This is a genomic window from Exiguobacterium sp. s133 (assembly GCF_018618595.1).
Classification (GTDB): Bacteria; Bacillota; Bacilli; order Exiguobacteriales; family Exiguobacteriaceae; genus Exiguobacterium_A; species Exiguobacterium_A oxidotolerans.
Window position 1 is genome coordinate 178,813 of the sequence record NZ_JACSMK010000006.1, and the last position, 12,866, is coordinate 191,678.

Annotated in this window: 10 protein-coding genes; 7 read left to right on the forward strand and 3 right to left on the reverse strand. The window is 45.0% G+C overall.

The genetic code is table 11. The features are described from left to right. Positions 1-31: 31 nt before the first annotated feature. The 3 genes from yidC to rpmH form a co-directional block, all read right to left on the reverse strand. Positions 32-886, reverse strand: coding sequence for a membrane protein insertase YidC (gene yidC / locus KNP96_RS10330; protein WP_214766213.1), 855 nt, complete (start codon positions 884-886; stop codon positions 32-34). A gap of 97 nt (positions 887-983) precedes the next feature. After that, positions 984-1,334, reverse strand: a complete 351-nt coding sequence (rnpA, locus tag KNP96_RS10335; protein ID WP_029332171.1) for a ribonuclease P protein component — start codon at positions 1,332-1,334, stop codon at positions 984-986. A 169-nt stretch (positions 1,335-1,503) separates the two neighbouring features. Next, entirely contained in the window at positions 1,504-1,638 is a 135-nt protein-coding gene (rpmH, locus tag KNP96_RS10340; protein ID WP_012371910.1) for a 50S ribosomal protein L34, read from the reverse strand. A 730-nt stretch (positions 1,639-2,368) separates the two neighbouring features. On the opposite strand from rpmH, the gene dnaA reads away from it, so the two are divergent. From dnaA to KNP96_RS10375, 7 genes are all read left to right on the forward strand, one after another. Beyond that, a complete protein-coding gene (dnaA, locus tag KNP96_RS10345; RefSeq protein WP_029332172.1) occupies positions 2,369-3,766 on the forward strand; it encodes a chromosomal replication initiator protein DnaA in 1,398 nt (465 codons plus the stop codon). Between the two features lie 186 nt (positions 3,767-3,952). Continuing rightward, positions 3,953-5,086, forward strand: a complete 1,134-nt coding sequence (gene dnaN / locus KNP96_RS10350) for a DNA polymerase III subunit beta (protein WP_029332173.1) — start codon at positions 3,953-3,955, stop codon at positions 5,084-5,086. 141 nt (positions 5,087-5,227) lie between these two features. Then, a complete protein-coding gene (yaaA, locus tag KNP96_RS10355) occupies positions 5,228-5,449 on the forward strand; it encodes a S4 domain-containing protein YaaA (RefSeq protein WP_029332174.1) in 222 nt (73 codons plus the stop codon). Position 5,450: 1 nt separating this feature from the next. Beyond that, positions 5,451-6,605, forward strand: coding sequence for a DNA replication/repair protein RecF (recF, locus tag KNP96_RS10360; RefSeq protein ID WP_029332175.1), 1,155 nt, complete (start codon positions 5,451-5,453; stop codon positions 6,603-6,605). A gap of 10 nt (positions 6,606-6,615) precedes the next feature. Next, the gene (gyrB, locus tag KNP96_RS10365; protein WP_204251446.1) at positions 6,616-8,529 is read left to right on the forward strand and encodes a DNA topoisomerase (ATP-hydrolyzing) subunit B; all 1,914 of its coding nucleotides are present in this window, start codon (positions 6,616-6,618) and stop codon (positions 8,527-8,529) included. A 27-nt stretch (positions 8,530-8,556) separates the two neighbouring features. Beyond that, entirely contained in the window at positions 8,557-11,205 is a 2,649-nt protein-coding gene (gyrA, locus tag KNP96_RS10370; protein ID WP_214770327.1) for a DNA gyrase subunit A, read from the forward strand. Between the two features lie 102 nt (positions 11,206-11,307). Further along, positions 11,308-12,354, forward strand: a complete 1,047-nt coding sequence (locus KNP96_RS10375; RefSeq protein WP_214770330.1) for an HD-GYP domain-containing protein — start codon at positions 11,308-11,310, stop codon at positions 12,352-12,354. The last annotated feature ends 512 nt before the right edge of the window (positions 12,355-12,866 follow it).

Below are 12,866 nucleotides of genomic sequence, written 5' to 3' on the forward strand. Positions count from 1 at the left end.
TGTAAAAACGGAGTATCGCCCTCATTTGTGATTAACGTTTCTTTTTCGGCTTTTTCGGAGCAGGAGCTGCTTCGGCCGCTTCTTTTTCACGTTTTGAAGCAATCGTTGCTTCAGTCTGTAATTTGATCTTCTCACGCATCGGCTTCATGATCACGATCGTCACGATGATCGAGAAGATATAACCAACGACCCAGTAAAGTGACAAGGCAGAGGGTAACGTCACACCCATGACGAAGATCATGACCGGGAAGACGTACAACATGATTTTCATCTGCGGATTATCTTCTTGCCCTGCCATCGAGAGTTTCTGTTGCAGGTACGTAAAGACTGCTGAAAGAATCGGTAAGATAAAATATGGATCTGGCTTTCCAAGATCGAACCAAAGGAACGTATGCTTGAAAATATCCGGCGTGTAAATGATTGCGTTATAGAAGGCAATCAGGATTGGCATTTGAATTAAGATCGGTAAACAACCTGCAAGTGGATTGACGTTATGCTCCTGATAAAGCTTCATCATTTCCTGTTGCAATTTCTGTTGTGTTTCCTGATCTTTTGAACTGTATTTCTCACGCAGTTTCATCATTTCTGGCTGGATGACTTGCATACCACCCATACTCTTCGTCTGTTTAATCATCAACGGTAAGATGACAAGACGAACAATCAATGTCGTAATCACGATTGCAATCCCGTAATCCCCGTTAAAGTATTCTGCAATTTTTCCAATCAACCAAGCCATCGGCCAAACAAAATAATGTTTCCAGAAACCTTCTGTGTCAGCAGTAATCGGTTCACCTGTTCCGTATGTTCCAGGTGTACAACCCGATAGAACAACCGCGAGTACTGACATCAGTCCAAGTGTCAACCAAATCTTAGTTCTCTTGTTCATAATTCCTCCTAATGATGTTTACCCTTTGTCGGTCAGACTCCTTCTATAGATAGAATCAGGAAAGACCGTTACAAATCAAACAGAATATATTACGTATTTATTTAACTTGCCGCTTCCAGACGCCGGAACGCTTTAATACATGCCGCAAACTATCTGCGACTTCTTGCGCAGTCATCTTCGCAGCTGGATTGCGGGCGATGATTACAAGATCATAATCTGGTGCAATCGAAGCTTCATGTAACAAAAATGCTTCACGAAGGTACCGTTTTACCTGATTACGTACGACAGCATTTCCGATTTTCTTACTCACTGATAAACCAATCCGAAAATGAGCTTGCTGGTCTTTTTTTAGTGCGTATACGACAAATTGCCGATTGGCGACAGAGGCTCCTCGAGTAAACACCGCTTGGAACTCCTTGTCTTTCTTGACGCGGTATTCCTTCTTCACCTTGATCACACTCCATCCTGACATCACGAAAATTCGTCGTCTTTCATCATATCATAGAATAATCCTGCTTCGCGAGAGGGGGTTGTGACAAAAGCACGAACACCCTTAAAAAAAAAGCAAAAAAAAGATCACCTCAGGCATCGCCAGAAGTGATCTCATCATCGCTCGATTATACAGTCAAGGCTTTGCGGCCTTTAAGACGGCGAGCAGCCAAGATCCGGCGGCCACTCTTCGTTGCCATGCGCGCACGGAATCCGTGAACTTTTTTGCGCTTACGGTTGTTTGGGTTGAAAGTTGGTTTCATTTTAGTCTGCACCTCCTTTAAAAATTACTCTATTAAAAAACATCGTTTTCTACTTTAAGGCAGTCTTGTACATTATATAAATCAAAAGGGACCTTGTCAATGAAAGTTCGTAAGAATTATCTCGTTCGATTCTATACGATTCGTTACGATAGAAATCTGGATGAGGGTTCGTATTACAAGATAGGAATCCGATCTGCATGAACACTAGGAAATTCCCCAAATTAAAACTATCCACAGACTTATCCACACTATCCACACTTTCCGTGGATAACTCTTCACTTTGTCTACAATAGTATTTTTTAAAATCAACGTCAAGGTTTGATTTTCGACTCGATTCTCCAACTATTTTTGATTTTGTGTATAACTATTTTTTTACGCTTCCTCTTTCAAAAAGTTATACACACGTTATCCACACCTTATCCACACTATCCACAGCCTGTGGGTAACTACCTGTGTATATCTTTATTTACTTGTGGATAAATCACTCTAGGCATTGCCAGGGCTCATTTCATTTGATACACTAATTGTGCATAACAACGACACGAACCAAATTGAATTTTCAAGTTATACACACCCTGTGGATAACTTTATACACAGTTTTACTTGCCTGTGGATAACGTTATCCACAGTTTTTATGTTGTGGGGATAAGTCGAGTTTCTTCATTAACTTTGTCCTGTGCATAAACCTGTGTATAGTTTTTTATATCATGATAGAAAAAGGGGGGTATTTATGAAAAACGCTGCCGAACTTTGGCATAATGTATTGTCTGTGATCGAGGAAGAAGAACGGACACCTAAGGCAAGTTATGACATGTGGTTAAAATCCACTGAAGGCGTCACGCTGAATGGAACGACACTGATCATCTCAGCACCAGCTGCATTTACCGTTACTTGGCTGGAACGTCAATACTTATCGTTACTCGAAGATACGGTTGAAGAAGTGACAGGGAGTCGACTTGATATTCAATTTATCGAGGAAGGCCAAGCAAAGAAGATGCTCGATCGTCAAAATGAGGAAGCGTCTGAGACGGTACCACCGTCTAAAACATCAAATCGTGCACAATCGTCACGAAAACCGACCGATGAGCTGGTCATGAGTGAACTCGGTCAATTGAATACAAAATACACGTTCGATACGTTTGTCATTGGATCAGGTAACCGTTTTGCCCATGCCGCTTCCTTGGCTGTAGCAGAAGCACCTGCGAAAGCCTATAATCCTTTATTCATCTATGGAGGAGTCGGACTTGGTAAAACCCATTTGATGCACGCGATTGGCCAGTACGTCCAAGATCAAAACCTTGGGACGCGGATCGCCTATGTCTCCTCGGAACGTTTTACAAATGACTTCATTAACTCGATTCGGGACAATAAAACCGTTGAGTTTCGGAACAAATACCGGAATATCGATGTTCTATTAATAGATGACATTCAATTTCTCGCAGGAAAAGAGCAGACGCAAGAGGAGTTTTTCCACACATTCAATGCCCTGCACAATGATCAAAAACAAATCATCATCTCGAGTGATCGACCACCAAAAGAAATTCCGACACTTGAAGATCGGCTTCGCTCTAGGTTCGAGTGGGGATTGATAACAGACATCACACCTCCTGACCTTGAGACACGGATTGCGATTTTGCGGAAAAAAGCCAATGCCGAGCAACTTGATGTTTCTAATGAAGTCATGCTCTATATCGCGAGTCAAATCGACACGAACATCCGCGAGCTCGAAGGGGCGCTGACGCGTGTCATCGCTTATGCGAACCTGGTCGGACGGACGATTGATCCGAATGTTGCAGCAGAAGCGCTGCATAACATCATGCCGGTCACGGAGCCGCGAAAAGTCACGATCCGCGACATCCAGGAGTCCGTCAGTAAACACTTCAACTTACCGTTTGACGACTTAAAGGCTAAAAAACGAACAAAATCGATTGCCTTTCCCCGCCAGATCGCGATGTACCTCTCGCGAGAGATGACGGAAAGCTCTTTACCGAAGATTGGTGAGGAATTTGGTGGACGGGATCACACGACAGTCATCCATGCACATGAGAAAATCAGTATGCTCGTTAAATCGGATGGAGAAACAGGAAAAGTCATCGAACAAATTAAGCATGAATTGAAACATTCCTGAACCTGTGGATAAGCTGTGGATAAAAGAGGCTAGTTATCCACAAGTTATCCACACGCAGTTTGGCTCTATACCAAGTTATCCACCGACTTATCCACACTATCCACAGCCCCTAATACTATTATTAAAAAAATATATTATTATGTTATGATGATGTAACGCCCATTTTGAGAGGAGCTTAACGACAATATGCATATTACAATTCAACGCGATACTTTAATCCAAGCCATCCAGGACGTAGCGAAAGCTGTCTCATCAAGAACAACGATTCCAATCTTAACGGGAATCAAACTTGAAGCGCATGGTGACGGAATGACGTTAACAGGAAGCGATACCGAGATTTCAATTGAACGGACAATCTATGCGGAAGAGAATGGTACTTCTTATGTAACCGTCCACCGCGCCGGTAGTGTCGTCCTCAATGCCCGTTTCTTTGGTGATATCGTTAAAAAGTTACCAACAGACGAAGTCATCATCGAAGTCTCTCCAAACTTCATGACACGGATTCAATCCGGGACAGCTGAATTTCATCTGAACGGTCTTGATTCAGACGAGTTTCCGCGTCTTCCACAAGTCGATGGGGGACAACAGTTCCGTTTACCCGCAGATCTATTACGTTCAATGATCCGTCAGACGAGTTTTGCCGTCGCGGTTCAAGAAACACGTCCTGTTTTGACAGGGGTTAACTTCTCAGCAGATAAAGGCATTTTGACATGCGTATCGACGGATAGTCATCGCCTTGCACTACGCCGGGCACAGTTTGAGACAGAGAACGAGATTTCGTTCCAAAATGTCATCGTGCCGGGTAAGAGCTTAAACGAATTATCGAAACTGTTAGGTGATGGTCATGTCGATGTCACGATCACGAACCAGCAAATCCTCTTCAAAATGAAACATGTCCTATTCTTCTCTCGCTTACTCGACGGGAACTATCCGGATACGTCGCGTTTAATTCCGGAAGAGTACCGGACGGCTGTCCGTATGAATGCGAAGGAATTGCTTCAGGCAATCGACCGGGCATCACTTCTTGCACGTGAAGACCGCAACAACGTCATCAAGTTTGCAGCAGAAGGTACGACAGCTGTCGAAATTTCATCGCACTCACCAGAAGTTGGGAAAGTTTCGGAACAAGTGAGCATCTTGTCGCTTGAAGGCGAAGAGCTGAAGATTTCTTTCAACTCGAAATACATGATGGATGCCTTGAAAGCACTTGATGCGACGGATATTGAAATTCAATTCACGGGATCGATTCGACCATTCATTCTCCATCCGGTCGACCAAGATAACGTCTTGCAATTGATTTTACCTGTCCGTACGGCTTGATTCCCTCCCCGAGAAACCGACTTGGTTTCTTGGGTTTTTTTTGTAATCCGTATATATGTTCGTTCATTTTGCTAAATCATGAGTTTTTTAGTACAATAAAGAGTATGTCATTTATAATATGTAGGTAGGAGGAGTCAATCCATGAATCAAATCAAAATCACGTCGGAATATGTCACATTAGGTCAGTTCTTGAAGCTGTCTGATATTATCTCGAGCGGAGGACAAGCAAAACCATTTCTAGCGGAGGTACCTATTCTCGTCAACGGTGAGGTCGATCAGCGACGTGGTCGTAAGTTGCGGGATGGAGATGTTATTGACGTAGAAGACTACGGTCAATTCGTCATCAAGAACGAGGCGAACTAACGTGCGACTAGATTCGGTACGACTCAGTCATTATCGCAACTATGAGTCGCTGGAATTGTTCTTTTCTGAAAAGACGAACGTCTTAATCGGGGAAAATGCTCAAGGCAAGACGAACTTGCTCGAAGCGATCCACGTATTGGCGCTCGCGAAATCGCACCGGACGACACACGATAAGGAACTGATCCAGTGGGATGCGGAAGCAGCGCGCGTCGAAGGACGTGTCATGAAGCGGATGGGTCCCCATTCGCAGGAAATCCAGATTTCGAGTCGTGGGAAGAAGGCGAAGCTCAATCATCTCGAACAGCGGCGCCTCAGTGATTATATCGGGGCGCTCAATATCGTGTTGTTCGCACCAGAGGATTTGCACATCGTCAAAGGCAGTCCACAAGTACGGCGTCGCTTTTTAGATATGGAGATTGGTCAAGTCAGTCCGGTCTACCTGCATGAATTAAGTCAATACCTGAAAGTGTTGAAACAACGAAATGCGTTGTTAAAGCAGTTGTCAATTAAAGGGGGGGACGAGACGTTCCTCGACATTTTGACGGAACAGATGATTACGCTTGCCGTTAAAATCGTTCAACGCCGTCATCATTTCATTGCCCAGCTCGAAAAGTGGGCGCGACCGATTCATGATGGAATCAGTCGTGGACAGGAAGAACTCGTTCTACGCTATCGATCCGATACATTTAGTGATGATTCGCTGGATGTCGAAGGAATGACTGCTTCTTATACGCAGAAGTTTGGTAAAATAAAAGAAAATGAAATTAGACGAGGCGTGACGTTATTTGGTCCACACCGTGATGACTTCGAAATGGAGGTCAATGGACGAAATGTCCAGACATACGGTTCACAAGGACAGCAACGGACGGCTGCGCTCTCGTTGAAGCTAGCAGAGATTGAGTTGATTCATGAGGAGGTCGGGGAATACCCGCTACTTCTTCTAGACGATGTGTTATCGGAACTCGATGATCATCGTCAAACCCATTTACTCGATACGATGCAACAAAAGGTTCAGACGATCCTGACGACGACGAGTGTCGAGGGAATCGCACATGAAACGATTAGACAAGCGAAGTTGTTCCACGTGAAACAAGGAGCAGTTATTTTGGAAGAGACATCCTATAAAGAAACAGTAGGTGAGAAAACCGATGAGTAATCATGAAGATATGGAATTGGAACAAGGGTACGGTGCCGATCAGATTCAGGTACTTGAAGGTCTTGAAGCCGTTCGAAAACGTCCAGGTATGTATATTGGATCAACCGCGTCGAAAGGGCTCCACCATTTAGTTTGGGAAATCGTCGATAACTCGATTGATGAAGCACTGGCTGGATACTGTGACACGATTAAAGTCACGATTGAACCAGGGAACTCGATTCTAGTTGAGGATAACGGTCGGGGGATTCCGATTGATATTCAAGAAAAAATGGGACGTCCTGCAGTCGAAGTCATTTTAACGGTCCTCCATGCCGGCGGTAAGTTTGGTGGCGGAGGCTACAAAGTATCAGGTGGTCTTCACGGTGTCGGGGCTTCGGTCGTCAATGCGTTGTCGACGAAGCTTGAAGTATTCGTTAAGCGGAACGAGAAGCTCTATTATCAATCGTATCATCGTGGTGTTCCAACACAAGATCTCGAAATCATCGGGACTTCAGAAGAGACAGGGACAATGATTCGTTTCTTCCCGGACAGTGAAATCTTCCAGGAAACACTCGAATACGATTACGATTTACTTGCGACACGTTTACGTGAACTCGCTTTCTTGAATAAAGGTCTGAACATCGTCATTACGGACGATCGTGCAGAAGAACCGATTACGCGGCACTTCCATTACGAAGGTGGAATCAAGTCGTACGTTGAACACTTGAACCGCTCGAAAGAAGTTGTTCACCCGGAACCGGTCTACGTCCACGGAACGAAGGACGGCATCGAAGTCGAAGTTGCGCTTCAATACAACGATGGCTTTGCAGCCAACATCTATTCGTTTACGAACAACATTCCGACGCATGAAGGTGGTACGCATGAAACGGGCTTTAAGACGGCGTTGACGCGTGTCATCAATGACTATGCGAAGAAGTTCGGTTTGATGAAAGAAGCAGACGGTACGTTGTCTGGGGAAGACGTCCGTGAAGGAATGACGGCAATCGTCTCGATCAAACACCCGAACCCCCAATTCGAAGGACAAACGAAAACGAAGCTCGGTAACTCGGATGCTCGAACAGCGACCGATACGTTATTCTCTTCCATCTTTGAACAGTTCATGATGGAAAACCCGTCGAATGCTCGTGCAATCGTCGAAAAAGGAATGATGGCCTCGCGTGCCCGGATGGCAGCGAAACGCGCGCGTGAATTGACACGTCGTAAAGGTGTCCTTGAAGTAAGTTCACTTCCTGGTAAATTGGCCGACTGTTCATCGCGGGATGCAACGATTTCAGAAATTTATATCGTTGAGGGTGACTCAGCGGGTGGTTCTGCGAAATCAGGTCGTGACCGTCACTTCCAAGCGATTTTACCGATCCGTGGTAAAATTTTGAACGTTGAAAAAGCCCGTCTCGATAAAATTCTCGGCAGTAACGAGATCCGGACGATCATTACCGCACTCGGAACGAGTATCGGTTCAGAATTCAACATCGAAAAAGCACGGTATCATAAAGTCATCATCATGACCGATGCCGACGTCGATGGTGCCCACATCCGGACACTCCTGTTGACGTTCTTCTACCGGTATATGCGTCCGCTCGTCGAGCATGGTTATGTCTATATCGCACAACCGCCGCTATACGGAATCAAGCAAGGGAAAAACATCACGTATGTGCATAACGAACGTGAGCTGAACGAGGCCTTAGCCGCACTTCCAGAAAACGCGCGTTACGACATTCAGCGTTACAAAGGTCTCGGTGAGATGGATCCAGAGCAACTTTGGGAAACGACGATGGATCCGAGTGGTCGTCAAATGCTTCGGGTTGAACTTCAAGATGCCATCGAAGCGGATGAAGTATTCGATATCTTGATGGGAGATCAGGTAGAACCACGTCGTGACTTTATCCAGTCGCACGCGCATTACGTGAAGAACTTGGATATTTAACGTTGAATAGAGAGGGTGGCCAGACGAATGTCCGATCAACAAGGAATCATTAAAGATATAAATATTAGTCAAGAAATGCGTACATCCTTCATGGATTACGCGATGAGCGTCATCGTCGCACGTGCACTTCCTGACGTACGTGACGGTCTGAAGCCAGGACATCGTCGTATTCTTTATGCGATGAACGATCTCGGTATCCGCGCAGATAAGCCACATAAAAAATCTGCCCGTATCGTCGGTGAAGTTATCGGTAAGTACCACCCACACGGTGATTCTGCTGTTTACGACACGATGGTTCGGATGGCACAGGACTTCAGCTACCGGTATGAGCTCGTGGATGGACACGGAAACTTCGGTTCTGTCGACGGCGACTCTGCCGCTGCGATGCGATATACGGAAGCCCGTATGTCAAAAATCGCGATGGAAATCGTTCGCGATATCAATAAAAATACCGTTGATTTCAAAGATAACTATGATGGATCAGAGCGCGAACCAGAAGTCTTACCGTCGCGTTTTCCAAACTTGCTCGTCAATGGATCAAGCGGGATCGCAGTCGGGATGGCAACAAACATTCCGCCGCACCAATTAGGTGAAGTCATCGATGGCGTACTTGCGCTAACGCATAACCCGGAGATTACGATTTCCGAGTTGATGCAACACATTCCAGGTCCTGATTTCCCGACAGCCGGTGAAATCTTAGGTCGAAGCGGGATTCGCCGTGCCTATGAAACGGGACGTGGGTCAATCATCGTTCGTGCGAAAGCAGAAATCGAACAAGCTAAAAAAGACCGCGAGCGGATCATCGTGACGGAACTGCCATATCAAGTCAACAAGGCGCGTCTCGTAGAAAAAATCGCCGATCTCGTCCGTGAGAAGAAAATTGAAGGCATTACGGACTTACGTGACGAATCCGATCGTCGTGGTATGCGGATCGTCATGGAAATTCGTCGTGACGCGAACGCAAGTGTCATCTTAAATAACTTATATAAACAGACATCGATGCAAACAACGTTTGGTGTCAACATGCTTGCGATCGTGGGTGGTCGTCCGAAAACGCTGACACTCAAAGAGATGCTCTATCATTACCTCGAGCACCAAAAAGAAATCGTCCGTCGCCGGACACAGTTCGACCTTGAGAAAGCGGAAGCACGGGAACATCTTCTTGCGGGTCTTCGCATCGCACTCGATCACTTGGATGAAGTCATCAAAATCATCCGAGCGAACCGAACGGCTGATGCGGCACGCGAACAGTTGATGGATCGGTTTGCTTTGTCTGAGAAACAATCGCAAGCGATTCTTGATATGCGTCTTCAACGTCTAACAGGACTCGAACGTGAGAAAATCGATGCTGAATATGATGAAATCATGCAGCTGATCACGGAACTCAAAAAAATTCTCGAAAGCGATGAAGAATTGCTTGAATTGATTCGGACGGAACTCGAAGAAGTGAAAGAACGCTTCAACGACAAACGCCGGACTGAAATTCGGATGGACCACATCGAATTCGAAGATGAAGATTTGATTCCTGAAAAAGATATCATCATCACATTGACGAGCAGTGGATACATTAAACGTCTCACGACGGATTCGTATCGTGCACAACGTCGTGGTGGTCGTGGTGTCCAAGGAATCGGTACGAATGATGCGGATTATGTAACACGTCTCTTATCGTGTTCGACGCATGATACGATCCTGTTCTTTACAAACCGCGGGAAAGTCTACCGCATCCGTGGGTATGAAGTACCTGAGATGAGCCGGACTTCAAAAGGTGTGCCGATCATCAACCTGATTCAGATTGAACGCGGTGAAAAGGTCGAGACGATGATTCCAGTTAACTTTAAACGATACCTGGAAGAGCAAAATGTCGTCGAAGAATCCATCATCGAAGCGACAATCGAATCGGATGACGACGTAACACCGGAAGAAGAAGCGGAAGAGGTACTTGATGCAGAAGAAGTCATGCAGGATGAGCAAAAATCATTAATCTTCATGACACGTAAAGGACGCGTTAAACGTTCGCCACTCTCTGCTTATGCCCGGATTAATAAAAACGGTCTGATTGCGATTCGTCTGTTCGAAGACGACGAATTGACATCTGTCCGTCTCGCATCGACAGACGATGAAGTCTTTACCGTTTCAAACCGTGGTAAGGCGATTCGTTTCCCGATCACAAACGTTCGTTCAATGGGACGTGGTGCGCGTGGTGTCAAAGCGATGAAACTAGCAGAAGAAGATATCGTCATCGGCATGGAGCTTGCGCGTGAAGAACAAGATGTCCTCGTCATTACGGAAAAAGGATTCGGGAAGCGGACACCAATGACTGAATTCCGAAGCCAGACGCGTGGTGGTAAAGGATTGATTGCAAGTAAAGTGAACGACCGGATTGGTCAAATTGCTGCCCTGCGAATCGTTGACGTCGATGATGACATCATGATCATGACAGAAGGCGGAATCGTCATCCGGACCGATTCACAAAATATTTCACGTGTCGGACGTAACACACAAGGTGTCAAAGTCATCCGGATTGAAGAAGGTGACCGTGTCGCTACCGTCGCGAAACTGAAAAAAGAAGAAAACGAAGAAACGATCGTTGATGAGCTGTCGACTGTCGTGGATGAAGAAAACATTTCTCCGGTTGTTGAAGCAGAAACAGTAATCGAAGAAACAGAAGAATAACATCAGTATGGAATAAAGAGGTACAGCAGAGTCGGACGGTAGATGTCCCTACTCTGCTGTTTTTCTACAAATAAAACTGATGAGAGAAAGGGACGAGGTAAGATGCGTATCGCAAGCGAGCGACTCATCATCGGCGATCGGGTAAAGGAGTCAGTCTTTTTACATACCGATATACCGATTGTCGAAGCTGGAAAAAAACTAGGGACAGACGAACTAAGACGCCTGAAACGGTTTTTGATTAAGGAAATCGATATTGAGGAACGACCAGAAGGTCTAGTCGAAGAAAGTCAACAAGAGATGGTTCGTCTTCAAGAAGTAAGCGAAAATCCATTCGAAGAACTTGTTGATTCCTATAATCAAGTCTTCACCTCATGGGAACAAGGTTTCACCCCGAATACATATGAAGCTTTGAAATGGGTTAAAAACTCGATGCCAGACACAGTTCGTCGGGAAGACATTTTACCGTTTTTCCTTGAACGGGGAACGGAAGCATATACAGTTCGCCATGCGGTTTATCGAGGTGCACTCGCTCAGCTGTTAGCGGAAGCAGTCAGAAAAGAACGAAAGATGATTCAAGACTTATGGACAGCCTCTTACTTTGCAGACTATGGACTTGCACGTATCATGGAGTGGCGACATACAAAACGATATGAAGCGATGCAACAAGAGATTTTCCATCGGCATCCGGCGATGGCTTATCAAGCCTTACAAAACGATACTGTCATTTCAGATACGGTCAAACGTTTAATCGTCCAACACCATGAACGTCTAGACGGATCCGGTTACCCATTAAAAGCCACGGGTGATAAAATCATGGATCATACACGTCTTTTCATCGTAGCAGATGTTTTTGCGGCAATGACAAGCTGGCGTCCATACCGGGAGGCTTATACGGCATACGATGCATACGTTCACCTAAAAGCGCGGCCGATGCAGTACGATTCGAAGTACGTTACATTACTCGGACAACTCTTATTGCCGATTGGAATCGGAGATCGTGTTTTGATGAGTAACGGAAAAATTGCAACTGTCGTGCGGAAGAATGTCATCTTTGATCGTCCTGTCATCGTCTATGATGAGCAGAACCAGCAAGTCGTGAAAGACTTAATGGAAGACCGGCAGTTGAACATCATGCAGCTGATGGATTAAAGCAAACTTACTATATAGAAGAAACGCGTAGTTTAATCAGTCTGTAGATCAACTTTTATGAAGAGGGAAACATTTAGGTGGATCTGCTAGGAATAGGTTAGTTTTCTGTTTGAGCCGTATGTGACAGGTGTCCTAAAAAAGGTGAATGCTAAAAGTCGAAAGGTACGGCTCAAAAACAGGAAGACGTGGCAAAAGCCACTTATACCAACAAAAAATGAAAGTCTAGTCAAAAGTTATAAAACAATTTTTAATGAAATTAAAATTAATTATCAAAAATGCTTGCACAATAATAAATCGCATGGTATATTATTTCATGTCCTAAAGAGGACGCACGCTTGAAACGAACGAAAAAAATTCTTTTAAAAAGTTGTTGACTTATCGTTCCAGACTTGGTATTCTAATTGAGTCGCCAAAACAGGCGCGGACGAACTTTGAAAACTGAACGATGAGGCAAAAAACGTATCTTCGGATACAAACAATGAATGAAGCGCAAGCTTCGTCAACGTGACTTT

Bases quoted from the DNA above. Each gene is read 5' to 3' on its own strand.
- yidC (WP_214766213.1), bottom strand. From the start codon at position 886: ATGAACAAGAGAACTAAGATTTGGTTGACACTTGGACTGATGTCAGTA.
- rpmH (WP_012371910.1), bottom strand. From the start codon at position 1,638: ATGAAACCAACTTTCAACCCAAACAACCGTAAGCGCAAAAAAGTTCAC.
- dnaA (WP_029332172.1), top strand. From the start codon at position 2,369: ATGAAAAACGCTGCCGAACTTTGGCATAATGTATTGTCTGTGATCGAG.
- dnaN (WP_029332173.1), top strand. From the start codon at position 3,953: ATGCATATTACAATTCAACGCGATACTTTAATCCAAGCCATCCAGGAC.
- yaaA (WP_029332174.1), top strand. From the start codon at position 5,228: ATGAATCAAATCAAAATCACGTCGGAATATGTCACATTAGGTCAGTTC.
- gyrB (WP_204251446.1), top strand. From the start codon at position 6,616: ATGGAATTGGAACAAGGGTACGGTGCCGATCAGATTCAGGTACTTGAA.
- gyrA (WP_214770327.1), top strand. From the start codon at position 8,557: ATGTCCGATCAACAAGGAATCATTAAAGATATAAATATTAGTCAAGAA.
- KNP96_RS10375 (WP_214770330.1), top strand. From the start codon at position 11,308: ATGCGTATCGCAAGCGAGCGACTCATCATCGGCGATCGGGTAAAGGAG.